Source organism: Acinetobacter sp. ANC_7635 (assembly GCF_056779945.1).
Genome location: NZ_JBWYIS010000018.1, coordinates 25,158 through 47,111, shown reverse-complemented (window position 1 = coordinate 47,111; position 21,954 = coordinate 25,158). Strand labels below are relative to the sequence as shown.

Here is a 21,954-nt window from a genome sequence, read left to right as displayed (position 1 = left end):
TGTTCTTCATAATCTCTTAATGATCTTTCTAACATCTCGTCAATGCTAGAAGCTGGACTCGAAACACTTAACAACTCAGCAACCTGCTTCGCTCGTTTCCGTGTATCTCGTCGGTATGGGGTGCATTCTAGAGCATTTCGAAATCATTGCAAGTGCTTTTAACCTCATGTTTTATTGAGTGTTCTATTTTTATGCACCATTATGATTCATTAATAATCACATTTACACTTAACCCTATAATATTGAAGCAAAAATATTAATTTAATATTTCTGCTTCTTTTTTTAATCACTATTTCGCTTTTGAAGGTTTTATATTCACACTTAAAATTTTAATAGGATTTTTTGGCACATCTTGATGCATACCAAATCTACCAGTAGGCACTTTTGCAATTTTATCGACAACATCCATGCCTTTAGTTACCTGACCAAACACAGCATAACCAGGATTCATTGGCGCTTTATTTAGAAAATCATTATCCGCAATATTGATAAAAAATTGGCTTGTTGCTGAATCAGGCTGGTTTGTACGTGCCATGGCTAAAGTGCCACGGTTATTCTTTAAGCCATTATAAGACTCGTTCTTGATTGGAGGTCGATTCGCTTTTTCTTTCATCGATACATCTAATCCTCCACCTTGGATCATGAACCCTGGAATAACCCGATGGAAGATTGTGCCGTTATAAAAATTAGCTTTCGCATAAGTTTCAAAGTTCTTTACTGAAATCGGAGCTTTATCATTAAACAACTCGATTTCGATATCTCCTGCTGATGTTTTGATTTGCATATGCGTATTTGCTGCCAAAGACAAAGTACTCATTGCCGCAACAGAAGCACCTAACATCATTTTTTTTAACATACGCTATCCTCTTATTGATGTTTTATCTTATCTATTATTCACGAATCAATCGCCAGAAAAGATTCAATTTTTTGTTAAGCATCAAAGTATTTTTATTCGATTACTGTATATAAAGAAAAAATCCTGAGTTTCGTTTGAATCTCAGGATTTGAAAGTAAGCATCTATTAACTATTTTTATCCCAAAATCTTCTAAACTCTTTACTCATTTCAATCAACAATTTTTTAGAACGCCCTGAGACTAGCGTTAGATTAATAAATCCGTGTGTTTGGTCTTCAAAATCTTGATACAACACTTTAGTGCCATTTTGACGTAATTTGTGGGCGTAAATTTTGCCTTCATCATGCAATACATCATGTCCCGCTGTAACAACATAGGCTGGTGCCAATTTTTTTAGATTACCGTATGTTGGAGAGATTAGTGGATTATCCAAAGCAACTTTATGTCTTGTCGCGTAGTATTCTGTCACATAGTCAATATCGCTGTTGGTTAATACTAAACCATCTTTATACGCAAAGAATGATGGATGACGACTTTTGAAATCTACCGCAGGATATATTAAAAATTGAGCTTGAGGCGCATAACTGGCATTTAATGCACGTTGAGCAACGACAGCACTAATATTACCGCCAGCACTATCTCCTGCTATAGCAATACGGTTTTTTAAGATTTTAAAGTGACGGCGATTTTGATATACCCATGCCAATGCATCTTCACATGATTGAATCAATGATTGTGGAGAAACTTCTGGTGCTAAAGGATAATCAATACTGATTACTTGTGCTTTTGCATAATTCGCAATGATTCGGCACGCTTCATCATGTGTATTCACACTTCCGACAACAAACCCACCACCATGATAAAATACAATCATTGGTAGTTTTTTATTCGGAGCAGGATGATAATGTCTGGCAAATACAGTACCACTTTGTAAAGGAAGACGAATATCTTCTACATATTGAACATGAGATGATTTATGTGTGATGGATTGGATTTGATTTTCAAATTCTTTTCTTGATTTATCAATATCAGCGCCAATAAAGCCTGATTTTCCTTGTTTCAACTGTGCAGCCATCAAGCATTTTGTAAAGCTATCGAGTTGAGGATAGTCATAGGGATAGCCAAGTAACTTCACTAGAGATTCTTGAACGATCTTCGGGAGTCGATCTAATGCACGTCCTGCAGAACCCTGACCATTTTCAAGTAATTGTTGTATTTTTTGATTCACGATTCCGATCCTTTTAAAAATCCGTATTCTTCATAATTTCTACACGATCAGCCATTTCATGACTATTTTGTTAACTAAGTCTACTGATCAATATACAAACTTCAATTCCATTTACGCTAATCTGACTATAGCAGTCTTGTCATTGACTATTTAATCCAACATCAGGAATTTTTTGGTTGTCCTGATTCAACATATAAAGGTGAAAGCTATGGCAATAAAAGTAATGATAATGTCATTGGCCACAGCAGTTCTTGCAGTCGGTTGTGTGGCCTTCCCGGACGATGGCCCTTATTATAATGGTAATTATGACCATCGTTATGATCGTGATTATGATCGCAACTATGACCGTCAACGTTGGGAGAGAGAACGCGCACAACGTTTACATCAACAGCGCCTTGAACAAGAAAAGCGCAAACGTGAATATGAACGTCAACGCCAACAACGTGAATTAGCAGATCGACGTAATAAAGAACGTGCTGAGCATGATCGTCGTAAACAGATTGAACAACGTCAAAAGGAAATTCTAAAACAACGTCAAGCTGAACGTAATCGTTGGAATCAAGATAATCGTAAAAAAGCGATTGAAGAACAACGTAAGCGCTTAGAACAGGATCGCAAGAAGCGAGAACAGGAACGTCAACACGATCGCCGAGATCGTTAAGCTTTCGTGGACTCAAGACAATTGATTTAAAGTTACCTCACAAACCTAACATTCACATTTGAATGTTAGGTTTTTTTAAGTGCTGTGATTCTAAAAATAGACAGTAAAGGCATCCTATTTACTCTCTATTCTCTGCTTTTTCATAAAATTTAATCCATTATAAGCAGTTTAAATGAATTAAATTTCATTGCATTTTACTCAACAACTTGAGGGGCTTCTGCACCTTCAGCTGGGACAGCTTGAATCGGTTCAACAGACTCTACACTTGGGTCAGCTTGTACAGCCACACCATTTTGGGTATCCATTTCAGTAGTTGCCGCTTGCGCTATTGAAGCATCTGTTTGTGTGGTCGGTTGAGTCGCTTGAGCAGTTTCAGCAGATTGGTTTGAAGTACAACCTACAGTAGCAAAACCAATAGCTGCAAATGCCAGGGAAATGAGACCTAATTTTTTCATTGTTTAATTCCTTACTTGAAACATTCAAAGTCAGAGTTAACTTTGAAGGCTTATCATTCCTGACTTTTTTATTTCATGCGTCAGTTCTTGGTTCAAGTTTCGATGACTTCAGGTTGAACTTATGAAAAAAGTGTAAAGAAAATGCAATTCAACTTTTATAGTTGAATATATGTCCTAAGCCATTTATTTAATTTATTTTTTAGTGAATATGTGGTGCGATATAAACCCTTTTTGAAGGTGACTGAATCACAGTGTGGCTACACGGTATATCGGTTGCTTAACATTGTTACTCAGATCTCGACAAGCAAAAAAAAACTCATCCAAGGAGGTTGGATGAGCTATTAAAAAGCAAAAACAAAATAAATAGAAACTACAGCGTTAGTATCTGGTTAAAGATAATACAGTTTTGATTCTTTAAAAGGAAAGACTTGTTTTATCTGAATCTATATTTTTTATATATAAAATATACACTAAATCATATTTTTATAATCTTTCTTCAGCTCATCTCCTCTTCTTATTCTAGACTTTAGATTTCTTTAAATGGATCGAAAAATTTTCATTCCTTGTTGTAAAGATGAATTTAGTAGAAATAAACATCGTTTAAGCTTGAATTATTTATAGTCGCCCACATTACCTTTGTATTGATGAATTACACACGCATGGCAGTTCAGATTAACGCAGTTAACACTGATGCCAAAGGACTGTACATGTTTAAAAACCCATTTAAGCGGAGATCTTCCATGGCAAATGAGCAAAACGAACAAACTCAGGACGTTCAAACGGAACAAACTGAACAGCAAGTTGAAAATCAACAAGCTGAAGTTGAAGTTTCTGTAGAAGACCTTCAAGCGCAAATCGCAACGCTGACTGAAAACTTAAAATATGAAAAAGCAGTTGCTGCAAATGCGAAGTATGAAGCAGAAAAAACCAAAGAACGTTTAGAGCGTGAAGCGGATACTGCGAAAAAATTTGCTTTAGAGAAATTTGCAAAAGAATTATTGGATTCAGTTGACAACCTTGAACGTGCAATTGCTGCTGCAGGTGATGAAAAAACTCCTTTATCAGAAGGTGTAGAACTCACACTGAAGTCATTATTAGCAACATTAGAAAAATTTGGTGTTGTGGCAGTTGACACTGAAAATGGTTTTAATGCTGATTTGCATCAAGCAGTAGGTATTGCTCCAGATGCAAAAGCGGGTGAGATTGGTACGGTACTTCAAAAAGGTTACACCCTTTCTGGCCGTTTACTTCGTCCTGCAATGGTCATGGTAGGCCAATAAGTCAAGAAATACGGGAGTTTGTAAAAATTTTTTAAGTTTTTAACTTGAAAAATAATGAATGGCTCTCATATCGGATAACAAGTGAAAGATCACAACAAAATTTTCGAGGAACACATCAATGGCTAAAATTATTGGTATTGACTTAGGTACTACAAACTCATGTGTTGCAGTACTTGAAGGCGATAAAGTTAAAGTAATCGACAACGCTGAAGGCGCTCGTACAACTCCGTCTATTATTGCGTATAAAGATGGCGAGATCCTTGTTGGTCAATCAGCTAAACGTCAAGCGGTAACAAACCCGAAAAATACATTATTTGCGATCAAACGTTTGATCGGTCGTCGTTACGAAGATCAAGCAGTTCAAAAAGATATTGGTCTTGTACCTTACAAAATCATCAAAGCTGACAATGGCGATGCTTGGGTTGATGTAAACGACAAGAAACTAGCACCACAACAAATCTCTGCAGAAGTTCTTAAGAAAATGAAGAAAACTGCGGAAGATTACTTAGGTGAAACAGTTACTGAAGCGGTAGTTACTGTTCCTGCATACTTCAACGATGCTCAACGTCAAGCAACGAAAGATGCTGGTAAAATTGCTGGTTTAGATGTTAAACGTATCATCAACGAACCAACAGCTGCAGCGCTTGCGTTCGGTATGGACAAGAAAGAAGGCGACCGTAAAATCGCGGTTTACGACTTAGGTGGTGGTACTTTCGACGTATCAATCATTGAAATCGCTGACCTTGATGGCGACCAACAAATCGAAGTGTTGTCTACTAATGGTGACACATTCCTTGGTGGTGAAGACTTTGATAACGCGTTAATCGACTTCTTGGTTGAAGAGTTCAAGAAAGAACAAAACGTAAACTTGAAGAACGATCCTCTTGCACTTCAACGTTTAAAAGAAGCTGCTGAGAAAGCGAAGATTGAATTGTCTTCTTCTAATGCAACTGAAATTAACCTTCCATATATCACGGCTGATGCGACTGGTCCTAAACACTTAGTGATCAACGTAACACGTGCGAAATTAGAAGGTCTTGTTGCTGACTTAGTTGCTCGTACAATCGAGCCATGTAAGATTGCACTTAAAGATGCAGGTCTATCAACTTCTGATATCTCTGACGTGATCTTGGTTGGTGGTCAGTCTCGTATGCCACTTGTACAACAAAAAGTACAAGAGTTCTTCGGTAAAGAGCCACGTAAAGACGTGAACCCTGACGAAGCTGTGGCAATGGGTGCTGCGATCCAAGGTGCTGTACTTTCAGGTGATAAGAACGACGTTCTATTACTTGACGTAACACCGTTGACACTTGGTATTGAAACAATGGGTGGCGTGTTAACTCCAATCATCGAGAAAAACACAACAATCCCTGCAAAAAAATCACAAGTGTTCTCTACAGCTGCTGATAACCAGCCTGCAGTAGACATTTCGGTTTACCAAGGTGAACGTAAAATGGCTCAACAAAACAAATTGTTGGGTAACTTCCAATTGGGCGATATCCCACCTGCTCCACGTGGCGTGCCGCAAATTGAAGTATCGTTCGACATCAACGCTGATGGTATCTTGAAAGTATCTGCTAAAGATAAGAGCACTGGTAAAGAGCAATCAATTCAAATTAAAGCAAACTCAGGTTTGAGCGATGCTGAAATTGAAGCGATGATCAAAGATGCTGAAGCGAATGCTGAAGAAGATCGTAAGTTTGAAGAACTTGCTAAAGCACGTAACGAAGCTGATGCATTAGTTTCTTCTGCTCAAAAAGCAGTAAAAGACCTTGGTGAACAAGTGACTGCTGATGAAAAAACTGCGGTTGAAACTGCTGTTTCAGAACTTGAAGCTGCAACAAAAGAAAATGATGTTGACGCGATCAAAGCGAAAACTGAAGCACTTCAAAACATCATCATGCCGATCACTCAACGTGCTTATGAAGCTGCGCAGGGTGCTCAAGGTGGTGCGCAAGGTTTTGATCCAAATGCATTCCAAGGTGATGCTGCTGGTCAACAACAAAAAGCGGACGACGGTGTTGTAGATGCTGAGTTCACTGAAGTTAAAGATGACAAAAAATAATTTGTCACTTTAAATAAAAGACCGCGCGAAAGCGCGGTTTTTTAATTTTGGTTATTAAACTTTTGCAGAATTATTCCATTACTTATTGCTGAGGATATGAATTGAAATTCAGGGGAATTCTGCTTTGCTTCATGAATTTTTTGTTTAGAACTAAATAAATTAAAAAATGTTTTTCCAAAATTATATGTTCCTGAAAGATTAAATCCACCAAGAACTAAATCACCTGCAGCTAAACCAACTTCTAAAAGTTCTGACTTATTATGCCGAATATCACTAATTAAAGATTTCATAGAGTAATATCTAAACCTACATGAAAAGGCGTGCTCATAATCTCGAATCGCTCTTTCAAATTCTTCCAGCTCATAACATTTTGCTAAATCTCTACGTGCTAAATTCTCATGAGAACTAATCTTTTCAAATAATTTATATTTAGCAAAATGTAATCTATCTAATTCATCCAAATAATCTTCTCTAAATTTTCTTAATGTATCAATCGGAACATACGTACTTGGATAAGGTAAACATTTTGAAATTTCAACTCGAATAGAATCCTGTTCAATTAAACTTTCAGATTCAATACTATTAAATCCCTCAGCAACATTATTATAAATTATCCAATCTGCATCTTTATTTTGTCTTCTTACACTTTGACATGCTAATAATGATTCTAATGCCATTCTTTGCATTTCTGATGAATGCATTGACTGTGGGGGTGCATTAGAATAAAACTCAATGACATCATTACTTCTAAACTCTTCAATTACATCATTAGTAAAATGAAACATTGGAGTTTGTGTGACTATTATATTATCCCAATAAAGCCCATAAAACATTAAATCTGCATGTGTTAAATCTTTAGCAACAAGTCCATTTTCATTCGAAACACCACCCATTCCTGAAATTATTAAACCTTTAGTAATTCTTTTCTTTTTAAATTGAATTATGTCACCCATTATAAAACTCAAAAAATTATTAATATTTTCAATATTTAATCACATAAATAAAATTATATAACTCAATATTTTATAAAAAAAGCCCAATTTTCATTGGGCTTTTTTTATTTAGAAATTATTCATTAATCTTCGAATGAACTTTCTAACTCTTCAAGTTCCATCATCAGTTCAAGCATTTTTTCTTCTGCTTGTGCTAATTTTCCTTTAAGCTCAGTTTGTTCATTCATCAATTTTAAAAGATCATCTTTCCGAGATGCATCATAAAGTGATGCATCCCCTAAAGCATCCTCAATTTGAACTAAACGTGGTTGCATCTTTGCAATCTCAGCTTCCAATTTTTCGATATTTTTACGAATTGGGCGGCTCATTTCACGGCGACGCGCAGCTTCCTTACGCTGTGCTTCTTTATCTACTTTAGAAACTACAGGCTTATCGATCACTTGAGATTTCACTGGCTCAGGTGCTTGCTGCCCTTGCTTCATCAACTCTGCACGTGCTTGACGTAACCAGTCTGCATAAGCGACCAGATCACCTTCAAACTCACGACATTTACCGTTATGCACTAGGAGTAATTCATCACAGACACTTGCAATCAATTGACGTTCATGTGACACCAGTACCACTGCCCCTTCAAAATCTTGTAGTGCCATAGTTAATGCGTGACGCATATCCAAGTCTAAATGGTTGGTCGGTTCATCTAAAATTAAAACATTTGGACGCTGCCAGACAATCAAAGCCAATGCTAAACGTGCACGCTCACCCCCAGAGAAGCTTTCACACGGCGTATCCATACGCTCACCAGAGAAACCAAAACTCCCTAAGAAGGCGCGTAAAGTCGCTTCACTAATCTTTTTATCTGCAATACGAGATAACTGCAACATTGGACTCGCATTACCATCTAATGCATCCATTTGATGTTGGGCGAAATAACCAATATTAAGTAATTCGGATGCTTTGCGTTGACCTTGAATTAAAGGTAAATCACCCACCAATGATTTAATTAATGTGGACTTACCTGCACCATTCATTCCCAGTAAACCGATACGGCTGGTTGGCGTGATTTGTAGCTTCACATTGGTCACAATCAGTTTGTCACCATAACCAATATCAGCACTATCCAGTTGTAACAACGGGGAACTCATTTTGGTGGGTTCACGGAAGCTAAAGGTAAAAGGCGTATCGACATGCGCAGCAGAAAGTTCTTGCATTCGTTCGAGCTGTTTAATACGACTTTGTGCCTGTTTCGCTTTGGTTGCCTTAGCTTTAAAACGATCAATATATTTTTGCAGATGTGCACGTAGCTCGAGCTGTTTCTCATAGGCTTGTTGTTGCTGAGCTAAACGTTCACTTCGGGTACGTTCAAATGTTGAATAGTTGCCGGTATAAAGCGTTAATTCTTGGTTTTCGATATGCAAAATATGGTCGGTAATGGCATCCAAGAAATCACGGTCATGCGAAATCAGTACCAATGTGCCTTCATATGCTTTTAACCAATCTTCTAACCATAAAATAGCGTCTAAATCTAAATGGTTCGTCGGTTCATCAAGTAAGAGTAAATCTGAACGACTCATCAAAGTACGTGCAAGATTTAAACGCATACGCCATCCACCAGAGAAACTTTTTACACTAAGTTCTGACTGATGTTCAAAGAAGCCTAGCCCAGCCATCAGTTGTGATGCTTTAGACGGCGCTGAGTAGCCACTAATTTCATCAAAACGACCATATAGATTTGCCAAATCTTGATCAGATAATCCCTCAGGATGCTCAAGTTTGTGTTGGATATCCCAATACTCTTCATCACCGGATAGAACGAAATCAATCGCTTTCATATCCAGCGCTTTAATCTCTTGCGCCATATGCGCCACTGTCCAAACCGATGGTCGTGTTAATGAGCCACCATCTGATTCCATGCCTCCAAGTAATGCTGAAAACAACGTCGATTTTCCTGCACCATTGACACCTGTTAAACCAATCTTCCAACCAGGGTGAAGTTGCATAGACGCTTTTTCAAATAAAATGCGACCGCCGCGGCGAATGGTAAGTTGGTCTAACTGAATCATAGATATTCAAACAAATAAGTATTGGATGGCGCATTTTAATGGATTTCAACCAGAACAACCAAAAATTAATCCATCTTTCATCTTCATTTCATTCTTGACATAAAAAAGCCATCACTTAGGATGGCTTTTGAATCATTCAAAACTTTATGATTTAGTCAGTAAAAGTTACTTTAGCAATGGCCTTTTTACCTGCTTGAACAATCACTGTTTTATTTTCGTTAATTGAGAATGATGCATCCACCACCTCCCAATCGACTTTAACGGCTCCACGTGAAACAGCATCTTTGGCTTGCGCTGCATTTTTGGTTAAGCCCGCTGCACGAACAATAGAAGCAATAAACATTTCACCACCGAATTCACCACGTGAAATCGTCACTTCTGGCGTTCCTTCAGGAAGCTCACCTTCTGTGATGATATTCCCTGCACCTTTATGTGCATTCGCAGCAGCTTCGCTTCCATGGAAACGCTCCACTAACTCGAGCGCTAAGATACGTTTAATTTCTTGAGGGTTACGACCTTCGGCCATTTCTTTCAATAAGCCTTCGATCTCTTCCATTGACTTGAAGCTCAGCAGTTCGAAATATCGCTCAATTAAGCTGTCTGGCATTGAAAGTACTTTTTGGTACATCGCACCAGGTGCATCAAATACACCAATGTAGTTACCTAAAGATTTAGACATTTTGTTGACGCCATCTAAACCTTCAAGAATTGGTACAGTGATACACACTTGTGGCTCTTGATTATAACGACCTTGTAAAGTGCGCCCCATCAGTAAGTTAAAGGTCTGATCAGTACCACCTAACTCAACATCTGCCTCGAGCGCGATAGAGTCATAGCCTTGCACCAATGGATATAAAAACTCGTGAATCGCAATCGGCTGTTGGTTGTTATAGCGTTTAGTAAAGTCATCACGTTCAAGCATACGTGCAACCGTTTGCTGTGAAGCCAATTGAATCAGATCAGCAGCAGTTTTTTGAGCAAACCATTCTGAGTTAAACACCACCTTAGTTTTATTTGGATCAAGAATTTTGAACACTTGTTCCTGATAGGTTTTCGCGTTTTCTAAGACTTGCTCACGTGACAATGGTGGACGAGTTGCACTTTTACCTGTTGGGTCACCAATCATCGCAGTGTAATCACCAATCAAGAAGAATACTTCATGACCTAAGTCTTGGAACACTTTAAGCTTGTTAATTAATACCGTATGACCTAAGTGTAAGTCTGGTGCTGTAGGATCAAAACCCGCCTTAATTTTCAAAGGACGATTCAATTTTAATTTCTTCAGAAGATCTTCTTCTGAAATAATTTCATGTGTGCCTCGTTGAATGAGGGCAAGTTGTTCTTCAGCAGGCAGGAAATTTGACATCACAAAACCCAAATACATCTGTTGTTCAATTTGTGCGATATACTAACACTTTTTCAGCACAATGCAGGCTTAAGAATAATCATGACCACAATCTACATTGGTGTAATGACTGGCACGAGTATGGACGGCGTCGATTTTGTAGCCGCTTCTTTTGATCCATTACAGATCCATGCAACGCTGACATTAGCCTTTGATCCAGATTTACGTGATGAACTGATGGCACTTACTTTGCCAGACGATAATGAAATTGACCGCATGGGTAAAGCTGATGTCGCTTTAGCACAGATGATCGGTCATGGAATCAATCAACTTATACAAGAAAATAGTCTCGATAGAACTCAAATAAAAGCTATTGGATCTCATGGTCAAACGATTCGTCATCGTCCCGAACATGGATTTACCCTTCAAATTGGTGATCCCAACATTATTACTGAAATCACTCAAATTCCTGTGGTATCAGATTTTAGACGCCGTGATATGGCTGCTGGTGGTCAAGGTGCACCTCTAGTGCCAGCATTCCATCAAGCCTTATTTCAGCATCCGACGATACACCGTGTGATCTTAAATCTCGGTGGAATTGCCAATGTCAGTATGTTACCTGCGGGTGATCCTAAAGGCGTATATGGTTTTGATACTGGACCAGCCAATATTTTGATGGATGCTTGGTGTGAACGTTACACAGGGCAGCCTTATGATGAAAATGGCAATTGGGCTGCTTATGGTACGCCTATTCGTGCTTTGCTTGATCGTTTGCAATCACATGACTTTTTCTCCAAAGAACCGCCAAAAAGTACTGGTCGTGAAGACTTTAATTTGGAATGGTTGGATGAACAAATTGCGGATTGGCGTAGCGATGTTGAATACGATGAACTTGAAGATACGCCTGAAAATATTCAAGCAACGCTGATGAAACTCACGACACGTGCCATTAAGAAAGCCATTTATCGCTCCCCTATGGACACAGGTGAAGTTTATGTCTGTGGGGGTGGTGCATACAACTCACAATTATTAGAACAATTACGTTGGCGTTTACGTAAACATGAGTGGAGTGTTCAAACCACAGCAGATTTGGGATTAGCACCGACTTGGGTGGAGGCGACCGCTTTTGCGTGGTTGGCTATGCGATTTGTAAACCAACTTGCTGGTAATTTACCTGAAGTGACAGGAGCTCAAGGAGATCGAGTTTTAGGAACGATCACTGCGGTTTAAATGAAGAATCGATGTATCCACTATCCTGAGTTGATACATCGATTAACTTAAACAGGTGCAAAATTCAATTTTGAAAGTGCCGAGTTAACAGCAAAGATCCGATGTCTACATTCAGTAAAGCCATTTTCCCTTAAACGCTGAAGATGCATATTTAGATAGTCCTCTGCATCTGCTTGGCTTTCAAATAAGTAAATTCCACCTGCTTCTTTGGATACTTCATTTTCAGTCCAAATTTTCCAAATCAAGCCTTTCTCATTTGCTATTGAATCCGCGAGTGTTTTGAAACTTTCAAACATTTCATGACCCCAAGGTCCATCATAGGGAAAATCAATTTGTAGAATAATTGCCATTCAACTTTTCCTTATATACGCGCATCTTTGATTAAGTCATCAATAGCTTGTGTTAATTTTTCCAATGCCACATGACCAGAGCCTATGATTTTGATATTGTCTCCATGACGTATCACAAAACTTGGGAACCCTTTTATGCCCCAACTTCGGTTAAGCTTGAACTCTTCATAGGTCGCTGTTTGGGTCTCAGGTAACTCAAACAAATTTGAGAATACGTCGAAATCCAGCTCAAACGTTTCACATATACTTCGATAATATTCAAGCTCGTTCGGATCTTCACCATCCACATAAAATTTATATTGGATTGCTGAAAAAAATGCCAAAAGTTTTTCATCGTGATGATCATGGTCTTGCCAAAGTTGTCGAGCAACGTAAACAGCACGTGCTGAAGGCTCGGTATCATAGTTAAAATGTGCTCTTTCTAACAATTTTTCAGTGAAAGGTTGTTTAGTCAGTCTCTGAATATTTTTCCATTCGGTGCGTAAAAAATTCTTGAAAGTATCGGTCCAAGCATCACCTCCACCAGGTCTTAAACCACCGCTAATCACTTGAAAGCCAACACCATGCTGGATTGCATATTCACGCGCTTGTTTAATGACATTTGAACTTCCCCAACACCATGAGCACATTGGGTCACCCACATAAATCAGGCTGAGGTCAGATGCTACATTGACCACTGCATTTTGGCCTTTTTCCAATTCGGCTACTGAACAAGTACCGGTTTCTAAATCACAATTCATTGTCATTGCTATGTCCTCAATTTGCTAAATCAGATCATTTGCTACATCTGATCGATTGACTTAACTTAGCGGTTCTATAATGATGTGAATAGACAATAAAAATGAAAGGTGGTGTTCGATTTTATGAACAGCTTACCCTACTCAATCGATGACCTATATTGGTTCGTACTGATTGCAGATGCTGGAAGTTTATCCGCGGCAGCAAGACGTTATGATATTGCTAAATCCACGTTATCCAATCGACTTTCAAGACTTGAAAAATCCTTAAATATTAGATTATTAAATCGAAATACTAATTCAAGCTCAGTAACTGATGCTGGTAAGATTTTCTTAAAAGAAATCTCCCCCCTATTTCATCAAATTGAATCGCTGACGAACGATCTCACACAATTAGAAATACAACCCAAAGGTCGAATTCGAATAGCTGCTTCGGGAACTTTTGGAAAATTGGTGGTATTGCCTTTAATCTCTCAATTTTTAATTGAATACCCACACATTGATATTGAAATTGATTTGAATGACAGCAAAGTTGATTTAATTTCTGGAGGATATGACTTAGCCATCAGACTTGGTGATTTAGCAGACTCTACACTCCATGCTCAAAAGGTTGGACAAGTTCGAAGAATTTTATGTGCCAGTCCGACCTATCAAATGCATTGTGGCATTCCTGAACACCCAGAGCAACTGTGTGATCATCATTTTATCTCGCATAACCGCGAGCTGTCCAAAATCACACTTTTCAAAAACGGTACGATAAAAAAATTTAAAATTTATACCCATTTGATGGTGACACCATCCGAACATGCACTTGCTGCTGTAGAAGCACATTTAGGTATTGCCGCCGTTGCAGAAATCCAAGTGGCCCATCAATTAGTCAACTCAACGTTAATTCATATTTTACCTGAATGGTCTCTAATCCCTGAAGATGTCCACTTGGTTACTCCGAGCTTAAGCTATCGGACCTTAGCTTTGAGACTTTGCTTAACGTTCTTACAAAAACAAATCCCAATACAAATACACCGTTTAATCAACCCATAATATTGTCAGACAATGAACGACCTTCTTTCACCTAGAACTGACCCGTTCAGCCCTAGTTCTATCATCCAAATTTGATAAAGATATGTAAAGGAAAGAGGGTATTGATTATGGAAAAACAACAACGAATCACTGAGTTTCAAAAAGGTAATCTTATTTTTGATGTAATAGACAGCGGTCCAATCGATGGCAGTCCAATTGTGCTATTACATGGTTTTCCTGAAACATCAAAAATTTGGCAGCATAGTGCCGAAATACTAAACCAACATGGTTTTCGCACCTATGCGTTAAACCAACGTGGATATAGCTTAAGGGCTCAACCGAAAAAACGCGCAGATTATGCCATTCAACATTTAGCAGATGATGTAAATGTTCTACTCGACTTAATTGGAGAGCCTTCATATATCGTAGGACACGACTGGGGCGCAGTCGTTGCTTGGGAAGTTGCTCTACGTTATCCTAATAAAATTAAACATTTGACCGCGATCTCCGTCCCTCACAAAGCAGCATTTATGCGGGCTTTTTACAGCAGTACACAACTTTTTAAATCCTATTATATGGGACTATTTCAGCTTCCATGGATACCTGAGTTGCTCTTTAATAAAACACCTCAAATTGGCGAGGCTTTATTAAAAAATTCTGGGATGACAGTTGAACAATTAAATAACTTTAAACAAGAAATGATCATAGAAAAACGGCTCAGCCCATCACTCAACTGGTATCGAGGTTTACCTTTTAGCTCTAATAAAACGCTATTCAATAAAGTCAAAGTTCCCACTTTATTTATTTGGGGCAAAGATGACGTTGCAATTGATGCGAAAGGTGTTCAGTTCAATCAAAATTATGTTGAAGGTCCATATACGGAAATTCATTTAGAGGCGAATCATTGGATTCCAGTTCAAAATTATCATGAGCTGACTGATTTAATTCTGAAAGAACAGCAAAAATTATCATAAAAAAAGCCCGCTTAGCGGGCTTTTTTTGCTGCATATTAAATTGAGAATGAAGATCCACAACCACATGTCGTTGTCGCATTAGGATTTTGCACGATAAAGCGAGATCCTTCCAAACCTTCGACATAATCAACAACTGAACCAACGAGATATTGATAACTCAGTGAGTCAACAAGCATCTTCACATCACCATTCACAAATTCAGCATCGTCTTCATTTTGAGATTCAGCAAAATTGAATCCGTAAGAAAAACCAGAGCAACCACCACCTGTCACATATACACGTAACATCAAATCTTGATTTCCTTCGCTCTCACGAAGTTGACGAACTTTATTCGCAGCATTGTCAGTCAGCTCAAGTGCTTGGGCAGTCATGATGGATTCCTCAAAAAATTAAATAGGCTTTGAAATTAAAAGACCATATATCAAGTATAACATACTCAATATATGGTCATAACTCGAACTTTAAAGTTTATTCAGAGTAAATTTATCGGATTTAAATGTAACGTCCTATGAACTTATTTGTAGTTCTCATCCTGCAAGCTACATTCGAAGTTTGTCGGTTCATTCTTACAACGGAACTGCCAAAGTAGTTTCATCATTTGTTTGTTGTAAACACCTTGTTTAGTAAGTGCAATACGAGATTCACGCATTAATTTTTGATAACCAGGTTTATCTCCAGCTGGAACATTCATCCAATATTTAGCCGGAATATCCGCTTTCATTTTGCCTAAAATTTGATTCGCACGTGGTAATTGTGTTTTCACCCAATCACGCGATTTCTGTCCGAAACCTTCAGGGAATTTATCATGACGAATGATGATATTACCGGTCACTTGAAGAATTGGATAATTCACAATTGCACCTTTCGTTCCTAGCCCTTTATGAAGTTCTAAAGGACGGAATACCGCTGCTGGTGCACCAATAATATCAACTTGGCCATTATTGAATTTACTACCAAAATTAGTGACATCAGAACTCACTGCTTGCGCACCAATTTGCTGTACCATAATTTTTTGTGCCTGATCATAATCAAGTACGGCGATCTTTTTACCCGCAGCTTTAGCAACCGTATTAATACTACGATCACGCACCATTAAATAAGCATCGCCAACAGGAATCACACCTGCAACTTCATAGTTGCCATTTTTCATATGCTTTGCAAAGGTTGGACTTGCTAAACCTTGCATAACTTTGACAGCTAAATTGAGATTAGTAATCGCACCAATGGCATCTAAAGAGCCAGTGAAATTATTAAACTGACGACCACGCATCCCTGTGATACTTACACCGTCACATTTACCTGCTTTGAAATCTTCAGCAATTACGCCTTCATTTTGTCCGACTTTAAGCTCAATATCAGCTCCCCACTGCTTAGCAGCAAGTTGATAATCTTTCATTAACGCATAGACATCGCCGTTTTTCCCGACGAGATCAAACACGCAGACGACTTGCTTTGCTTGTGAAGCCGTTGCAGCAGTCATTAAACCTGCTGATAATAATAATGTTTTGGTTAAATTCATTTTATTGTTTCCTATTCCTTCTTTCTTATAGTCTCGAATATCCCATATCGAACACCTTAAACTTCAGTGTCAGTGTGTTGAACTAAAATGAGATTACACGATCCAATTGTGTAGATACTGATCCTGAGATGCTGTATGTATATGGTTTTTAGATACAGATCATTTAAATACTACTTATTGTGATTAAAGCATACTTTTTTCTTATAAATGTGCATTGGCGAAAATGACATAAAATGAATAAAAAAAATCCTAGACCAGGTCTAGGATTTTTTCTTTAGAAATCAGAATTATTCACCACCAAGTGAACATTCGAAGTTGGATTTATCGACAGAGCAACGTGCTTTCTTAAGAACAGACATCATCTCTTTGTCATAAATACCTTGTTTAGTGAGATCCATACGACCATCACGAAGTAGTTTTTGATATTTCAGCTTTTCTTCAGCTGAGAATTGCATTTTGTACTTAGCAGGAATTTCACCCTCTAAACGCTTGATCATTGCGTAGCTTTTCGGCAAGTTTTTAACAAACCAATCACGTGATTTTTGACCAAACCCTTCAGGGAATTTTTCAGGCTTCATCACAAAGTTTGCTGTAATGTGTACCACAGGGAAATCAAACATTGCCCCTGTACTACCTAAACCTTTATAAATTTCAAGAGGCTTATAGGCATATGCTGGTGCACCCACCATATCCACCTGACCATTATTGAACTTCGCAACAAAGTTTGAAACATCAGATCCGACTGCTTGAGCACCGACACGTTGCACCATAATTTTTTGTGCGGGGTCATAGCTTAATACTGCGAATTTCTTACCTGCAGCTTTTTCGATTGAATCAATTTTTTTATCACGCACGAAAATATATGCTGCCCCTAGTGGTGCAATACCAGCCACTTCATATTTTTTCCCACCGAGATTTGTGACCATCTTTGCAGCATTACGTTTGTCTAAAGCAAAAGTAATCGCACGTTGTGCAATTGCATTTGATGGTGCGCCACCTAAAGAGTCAATCGAACCCACAAACTTGTTATATTGACGAGCACGCATCGCTGTTAAGAAAACAGCATCACACTTACCTGCTTTAAAATCATTATCGGCTACAGCCTCATCTTGACGTGGAATCAGATTGATATCTGCACCCCAGCCCTTTGCTGCCAATGCCCATTCTTGAGCCATTTGAAACGATTCACCAGACTTACCGAGTAAATCAAATACACACACATCAACCTTTGCTTGAGCAGTTGAAACCATACCCATGGTTGAAGCCGCCAATAAAGCCAGAGTTGTTTTTTTCATTCTTAGTTCCTTTTAAGCATTTAAATGGATTCTTTTCCATGACAAAAATTTTAATCACTCTCTATTTAAAAAAATAGAGCTATTGCTCTATTTTTTATTATCTAATTATAAATTATTGAATTTTATAGTTTTAATTATTTATTAATTTCGTAAATGCTTATTTAATTATCTTTATATTTCATATAATAAATAAAATATGTGACTTCAAGCACATCATTTTATTGAAATTAATTCCAAAAAAATGACTTAAGATTTTAGATTGATACAAAAAAAGCACTCCTAAGAGTGCTTTTTTTAACTTATAGCATTAAGCATCAATATCTGCATTCAATGCATTCTCTTCAATAAATGCACGACGTGGTTCAACATCATCACCCATGAGGCAAGAGAACATGCGATCTGCTTCAATTGCATCATCAATCGTCACTTGAAGCATATTACGATTTTCAGGATCCATCGTGGTTTCCCAAAGCTGCTCTGCATTCATCTCGCCCAAGCCTTTATAGCGTTGGATCATCATGCCACGGCGTGAATCTGCCAATACTTGTTGCCATACTTGATGGAAGTTAGCAACATTGACTTTACGCTCACCTTTTTGCAAATAAGCCCCGTCTTCAAGTAACGTAAACCAACTCTTTGAGTTTTGAAGTAAACGTTTATATTCACCTGAACCCAACAAACCAGCATCTAATAAATAGTGATGAGGAAGGTTGTGTACATACACTGTTAAACGTGGCCAATAATGTGTTTCACGTGAACCATCTGCGAGTTCTTTTTCGAATGCTTCGAGCGTGAATTCAGGTCTTAAGCTTGGCTGTTGTGTTTCAATTGCTTGACGCAATTGCTCAGCCCAAGACGTCACATAAGCTTCATCTTGATTTTGATCTAATTTAAATGCATCTAAACCAAGTAAAGCATCTAACAAAGTTGCAGGATAACGAATCGTTAATCGCTGTAAGCTTTTTTGTGATGTCTGATAATCAGCAATGACTTTTGCAAGCGCTTCACCACGAATCGCAGGTGCGTCAGCACTGATATGTAATGCCAACTCATCAATTGCATTCGAAATTAAATATGTTTCAAGCGCATCATTATCTTTAATATACTGCTCTTGCTTACCTTTCTTTAATTTATAAAGTGGTGGCTGAGCAATATAAATATGACCACGTTCCACTAATTCCGGCATTTGACGGAAGAAGAACGTTAATAACAGCGTACGAATATGTGAACCATCCACGTCCGCATCGGTCATAATAATAATTTTGTGGTAACGTAATTTGTCTGGATTATATTCTTCACGACCGATACCACAACCTAATGCTGTAATCAGTGTTCCGACTTCAGCAGAAGAAATCATCTTGTCAAAACGAGCACGTTCCACGTTTAAGATTTTACCTTTGAGCGGTAAAATCGCTTGCATTTTACGGTTACGACCTTGTTTCGCTGAACCACCTGCTGAATCACCCTCGACAAGATATAGTTCAGATAAAGCTGGATCTTTTTCTTGGCAGTCCGCCAATTTACCTGGAAGACCTGCTATATCAAGCGCACTCTTACGGCGAGTCATTTCACGTGCTTTACGCGCCGCATCGCGTGCACGTGCGGCATCAATAATTTTACCCGCAATTGATTTAGCTGCAGCTGGATTTTCAAGAAGATACTCTGAAAAAGCTTTATTCATTGCTTGTTCAACAGCAGGTTTTACTTCACTCGATACCAATTTTTCTTTGGTTTGAGAAGAGAATTTTGGATCAGGAACCTTCACTGAAACAATTGCTGTTAAACCTTCACGTGCATCATCACCAGAAACTGCAACCTTCTCTTTTTTGAGTAAGTTTTCGTTTTCCATGTAGTTATTAAGGCCACGAGTTAAAGCAGCTCGGAAACCAGCTAAGTGAGTACCACCATCTTTTTGAGGAATGTTATTGGTAAAGCAACGTACGTTTTCTTGGTACGTATCATTCCATTGCAATGCAACTTCAACACCAATGCCATTATCAGCTTGCGTGGTAAAGTGAAAAATATCGTTAAGATGCGTTTTTCCTTCGTTAATGTATTTAACGAATTCTGATAAACCACCCTCATAATCAAATACATGTTCTAAACCAACACGTTCGTCACGTAGAACAATTCGGACGCCCGCATTTAGAAATGACAGTTCACGTAAACGACGAGCTAAAATATCGACATTGAAAATGGTCTGACTGAATGTTTCAGCACTTGGATAAAAACGTACACGAGTACCTGAACGATCTGTATCGCCCACCACCTTTAAAGGGTATTGAGGGTCACCATGGCGGTATTCTTGTTCATGAATTTTACCAGCACGATGAATTGTGAGTTCCAGTTTACTAGACAAAGCGTTTACAACTGAAACACCTACACCGTGTAAGCCACCAGAAACCTTATAGCTGTTGTCATCAAACTTACCACCCGCATGAAGAATCGTTAAGATGACTTCAGCAGCAGATACACCTTCTTCAGGGTGAATATCTGTGGGAATACCACGACCGTTATCTGCGACAGAAACAGATTCGTCTTCGTGAATGGTAACCAGAATTTCATCACAGTGACCAGCAAGGGCTTCATCAATCGAGTTGTCCACCACTTCAAACACCATATGGTGTAAACCAGTACCATCATCCGTATCACCAATATACATGCCTGGACGCTTACGTACTGCGTCTAAACCACGTAATACCTTGATGCTAGAGGAATCATAAGCCTTTTCAATGGTTTGTTCTGTTTGAGAAGCAGCTTGATCTTCTGAACTCATGGTTACTCCCTAGTGAAAAAAAGGTCTATCCAAAGATGGAGAAAACTTCAAAAAATTATTGCACAACAACTTGAACAGAACCGTTTTCAACATTGAATAATTGATAGGAAATAGACAAATCATGTAAATGCTTTTGTACAGATTCATGGTCTAAAGTGGTAATGAAAACTTGACTACCAAGTTGGCTCAATCGCTCAATTAAACGTTGTTGTGCGGTTATATCTAATTCTGCTGTCACATCATCTAATAATACCACAGTTTCCTTATTAGACGCATGCAACATTGCGATCTGTGACAATTTTAAAGCCATGATTAATAATTTTTTTTGCCCCCGTGACAGTACGGCATCTGCATCTCCTGTTGGGGTTTTTAACTTTAAATCTGCACGGTGTGGACCATATTCTGTATAGCGTCTTTCGCAGTCTTTTTGATGATACAAAATCAAGTCTTCAGCCAAGCCATGTTCCACATGAAAGCCTGCTGCATACTCCATATGGATCTCGATATCTGGTAATAGTGTTTTAAGATCTTGCTGAAAAAATATCTGCCACTGTTCAACAATGGACTGACGTTGTAAATGTAATATTTCACCGTACTCACTAAGCATTTTGTTCCATGCTTCTAAATCTTGCAGCGTCAGATTACGTTTTGATTTTAATAAGCTGTTTCGTTGTTTTAAAGCTCTAGAATAAAATTGCCATGCATAATAAAAATCTGGTTCCACGTGAAACATTAACCAATCTAGCAATTGTCGTCTTGGTTTAGCTCCGTGATCAATAATATCTGTACTCAGAGGGTCAATAAGCTGTAATGGTAAAATTTTGGCTAGCTGTCCTTGCGTGGCAATACTATCCCCATTCACTTTAATATTTTGCTCACCTGTAATGAGCTTTTGCATACCAATCTTTTCAGTAGCAGACTGTGCAAATACAATCGCATCCTGCATTTGATTTTGAATGTAATGTTTAGGAATATGTGTACGAAAAGATCGACCAGTGGCCAATAAGTGAATTGCTTCTAATATAGACGTTTTTCCTGAACCATTTTGTCCATAAAAAACATTAAACGGTTGCAACTCTTGGAGTGCAACCGCTTTTAAATTTCTCACACGCTGGATATTTAAACGCGTAATGAACATGACCAGATTAAAC

At 38.3% G+C, this 21,954-nt stretch carries 19 protein-coding genes; 6 read left to right on the top strand and 13 right to left on the bottom strand.

Features of this window, described 5'->3' with window-relative positions:
- Positions 1-289: 289 nt before the first annotated feature.
- The gene (locus AC1M89_RS14035) at positions 290-856 is read right to left on the bottom strand and encodes a peptidylprolyl isomerase (RefSeq protein WP_481589581.1); all 567 of its coding nucleotides are present in this window, start codon (positions 854-856) and stop codon (positions 290-292) included.
- Positions 857-1,021: 165 nt separating this feature from the next.
- Positions 1,022-2,092 carry an alpha/beta hydrolase gene (locus tag AC1M89_RS14030; protein ID WP_481592406.1) on the bottom strand — a complete coding sequence of 357 codons (1,071 nt, stop codon included), beginning with the start codon at positions 2,090-2,092 and terminating at the stop codon, positions 1,022-1,024.
- A gap of 199 nt (positions 2,093-2,291) precedes the next feature.
- On the opposite strand from AC1M89_RS14030, the gene AC1M89_RS14025 reads away from it, so the two are divergent.
- Complete coding sequence (locus tag AC1M89_RS14025; protein ID WP_092768671.1) at positions 2,292-2,744, top strand: cell envelope integrity TolA family protein; 453 nt, start codon at positions 2,292-2,294, stop codon at positions 2,742-2,744.
- Positions 2,745-2,938: 194 nt separating this feature from the next.
- Here AC1M89_RS14025 and AC1M89_RS14020 read toward each other — a convergent pair whose 3' ends face one another.
- Positions 2,939-3,199 (bottom strand): molybdenum ABC transporter substrate-binding protein, encoded by a 261-nt coding sequence (locus AC1M89_RS14020; RefSeq protein WP_481610437.1) that lies wholly within the window; start codon positions 3,197-3,199, stop codon positions 2,939-2,941.
- Between the two features lie 707 nt (positions 3,200-3,906).
- Here AC1M89_RS14020 and grpE point away from each other — a divergent pair.
- Together grpE and dnaK are read left to right on the top strand one after the other, a co-directional pair.
- Positions 3,907-4,479 carry a nucleotide exchange factor GrpE gene (gene grpE / locus AC1M89_RS14015; protein WP_257219952.1) on the top strand — a complete coding sequence of 191 codons (573 nt, stop codon included), beginning with the start codon at positions 3,907-3,909 and terminating at the stop codon, positions 4,477-4,479.
- A 118-nt stretch (positions 4,480-4,597) separates the two neighbouring features.
- The gene (gene dnaK / locus AC1M89_RS14010) at positions 4,598-6,544 is read left to right on the top strand and encodes a molecular chaperone DnaK (RefSeq protein ID WP_092768678.1); all 1,947 of its coding nucleotides are present in this window, start codon (positions 4,598-4,600) and stop codon (positions 6,542-6,544) included.
- A gap of 41 nt (positions 6,545-6,585) precedes the next feature.
- Here the strand turns inward: dnaK and AC1M89_RS14005 are convergent, their stop codons facing one another.
- From AC1M89_RS14005 to tyrS, 3 genes are all read right to left on the bottom strand, one after another.
- On the bottom strand, positions 6,586-7,497 hold the full coding sequence (locus AC1M89_RS14005) for a DUF6236 family protein (protein WP_481614331.1): 912 nt from the start codon (positions 7,495-7,497) through the stop codon (positions 6,586-6,588).
- 122 nt (positions 7,498-7,619) lie between these two features.
- Positions 7,620-9,557 carry an ATP-binding cassette domain-containing protein gene (locus tag AC1M89_RS14000; RefSeq protein ID WP_481614330.1) on the bottom strand — a complete coding sequence of 646 codons (1,938 nt, stop codon included), beginning with the start codon at positions 9,555-9,557 and terminating at the stop codon, positions 7,620-7,622.
- Positions 9,558-9,708: 151 nt separating this feature from the next.
- Positions 9,709-10,941, bottom strand: coding sequence for a tyrosine--tRNA ligase (gene tyrS / locus AC1M89_RS13995; protein WP_171076798.1), 1,233 nt, complete (start codon positions 10,939-10,941; stop codon positions 9,709-9,711).
- Positions 10,942-11,004: 63 nt separating this feature from the next.
- On the opposite strand from tyrS, the gene AC1M89_RS13990 reads away from it, so the two are divergent.
- Entirely contained in the window at positions 11,005-12,132 is a 1,128-nt protein-coding gene (locus AC1M89_RS13990; protein ID WP_481614329.1) for an anhydro-N-acetylmuramic acid kinase, read from the top strand.
- A gap of 47 nt (positions 12,133-12,179) precedes the next feature.
- On the opposite strand, the gene AC1M89_RS13985 is transcribed toward AC1M89_RS13990, so the two are convergent.
- Positions 12,180-12,482, bottom strand: coding sequence for a monooxygenase (locus tag AC1M89_RS13985; RefSeq protein ID WP_481614328.1), 303 nt, complete (start codon positions 12,480-12,482; stop codon positions 12,180-12,182).
- A gap of 11 nt (positions 12,483-12,493) precedes the next feature.
- On the bottom strand, positions 12,494-13,228 hold the full coding sequence (locus AC1M89_RS13980; RefSeq protein ID WP_481614327.1) for a DsbA family protein: 735 nt from the start codon (positions 13,226-13,228) through the stop codon (positions 12,494-12,496).
- A gap of 117 nt (positions 13,229-13,345) precedes the next feature.
- Between AC1M89_RS13980 and AC1M89_RS13975 the strand changes: the two genes are divergently transcribed.
- Both AC1M89_RS13975 and AC1M89_RS13970 read left to right on the top strand, forming a co-directional pair.
- Complete coding sequence (locus AC1M89_RS13975; RefSeq protein WP_481592401.1) at positions 13,346-14,260, top strand: LysR family transcriptional regulator; 915 nt, start codon at positions 13,346-13,348, stop codon at positions 14,258-14,260.
- A gap of 107 nt (positions 14,261-14,367) precedes the next feature.
- Positions 14,368-15,213 carry an alpha/beta fold hydrolase gene (locus AC1M89_RS13970; RefSeq protein ID WP_481592400.1) on the top strand — a complete coding sequence of 282 codons (846 nt, stop codon included), beginning with the start codon at positions 14,368-14,370 and terminating at the stop codon, positions 15,211-15,213.
- Between the two features lie 35 nt (positions 15,214-15,248).
- Here AC1M89_RS13970 and erpA read toward each other — a convergent pair whose 3' ends face one another.
- The 5 genes from erpA to recF all read right to left on the bottom strand — a co-directional run bounded on the left by erpA (position 15,249) and on the right by recF (position 21,941).
- A complete protein-coding gene (gene erpA / locus AC1M89_RS13965; protein ID WP_035268624.1) occupies positions 15,249-15,584 on the bottom strand; it encodes an iron-sulfur cluster insertion protein ErpA in 336 nt (111 codons plus the stop codon).
- A gap of 143 nt (positions 15,585-15,727) precedes the next feature.
- Positions 15,728-16,732: a putative solute-binding protein gene (locus AC1M89_RS13960; protein WP_035268621.1), complete on the bottom strand. Its 1,005-nt coding sequence runs from the start codon at positions 16,730-16,732 to the stop codon at positions 15,728-15,730.
- Positions 16,733-17,019: 287 nt separating this feature from the next.
- A complete protein-coding gene (locus AC1M89_RS13955; protein ID WP_481589590.1) occupies positions 17,020-18,027 on the bottom strand; it encodes a putative solute-binding protein in 1,008 nt (335 codons plus the stop codon).
- 307 nt (positions 18,028-18,334) lie between these two features.
- Entirely contained in the window at positions 18,335-20,803 is a 2,469-nt protein-coding gene (gyrB, locus tag AC1M89_RS13950; RefSeq protein WP_035268615.1) for a DNA topoisomerase (ATP-hydrolyzing) subunit B, read from the bottom strand.
- Positions 20,804-20,858: 55 nt separating this feature from the next.
- Positions 20,859-21,941 (bottom strand): DNA replication/repair protein RecF, encoded by a 1,083-nt coding sequence (recF, locus tag AC1M89_RS13945; RefSeq protein ID WP_481589591.1) that lies wholly within the window; start codon positions 21,939-21,941, stop codon positions 20,859-20,861.
- Between the last annotated feature and the right edge of the window lie 13 nt (positions 21,942-21,954).

Bases quoted from the DNA above. Each gene is read 5' to 3' on its own strand.
- AC1M89_RS14035 (WP_481589581.1), bottom strand. From the start codon at position 856: ATGTTAAAAAAAATGATGTTAGGTGCTTCTGTTGCGGCAATGAGTACT.
- AC1M89_RS14025 (WP_092768671.1), top strand. From the start codon at position 2,292: ATGGCAATAAAAGTAATGATAATGTCATTGGCCACAGCAGTTCTTGCA.
- AC1M89_RS14020 (WP_481610437.1), bottom strand. From the start codon at position 3,199: ATGAAAAAATTAGGTCTCATTTCCCTGGCATTTGCAGCTATTGGTTTT.
- grpE (WP_257219952.1), top strand. From the start codon at position 3,907: ATGTTTAAAAACCCATTTAAGCGGAGATCTTCCATGGCAAATGAGCAA.
- dnaK (WP_092768678.1), top strand. From the start codon at position 4,598: ATGGCTAAAATTATTGGTATTGACTTAGGTACTACAAACTCATGTGTT.
- AC1M89_RS14005 (WP_481614331.1), bottom strand. From the start codon at position 7,497: ATGGGTGACATAATTCAATTTAAAAAGAAAAGAATTACTAAAGGTTTA.
- AC1M89_RS14000 (WP_481614330.1), bottom strand. From the start codon at position 9,557: ATGATTCAGTTAGACCAACTTACCATTCGCCGCGGCGGTCGCATTTTA.
- tyrS (WP_171076798.1), bottom strand. From the start codon at position 10,941: ATGTATTTGGGTTTTGTGATGTCAAATTTCCTGCCTGCTGAAGAACAA.
- AC1M89_RS13990 (WP_481614329.1), top strand. From the start codon at position 11,005: ATGACCACAATCTACATTGGTGTAATGACTGGCACGAGTATGGACGGC.
- AC1M89_RS13985 (WP_481614328.1), bottom strand. From the start codon at position 12,482: ATGGCAATTATTCTACAAATTGATTTTCCCTATGATGGACCTTGGGGT.
- AC1M89_RS13980 (WP_481614327.1), bottom strand. From the start codon at position 13,228: ATGACAATGAATTGTGATTTAGAAACCGGTACTTGTTCAGTAGCCGAA.
- AC1M89_RS13975 (WP_481592401.1), top strand. From the start codon at position 13,346: ATGAACAGCTTACCCTACTCAATCGATGACCTATATTGGTTCGTACTG.
- AC1M89_RS13970 (WP_481592400.1), top strand. From the start codon at position 14,368: ATGGAAAAACAACAACGAATCACTGAGTTTCAAAAAGGTAATCTTATT.
- erpA (WP_035268624.1), bottom strand. From the start codon at position 15,584: ATGACTGCCCAAGCACTTGAGCTGACTGACAATGCTGCGAATAAAGTT.
- AC1M89_RS13960 (WP_035268621.1), bottom strand. From the start codon at position 16,732: ATGAATTTAACCAAAACATTATTATTATCAGCAGGTTTAATGACTGCT.
- AC1M89_RS13955 (WP_481589590.1), bottom strand. From the start codon at position 18,027: ATGAAAAAAACAACTCTGGCTTTATTGGCGGCTTCAACCATGGGTATG.
- gyrB (WP_035268615.1), bottom strand. From the start codon at position 20,803: ATGAGTTCAGAAGATCAAGCTGCTTCTCAAACAGAACAAACCATTGAA.
- recF (WP_481589591.1), bottom strand. From the start codon at position 21,941: ATGTTCATTACGCGTTTAAATATCCAGCGTGTGAGAAATTTAAAAGCG.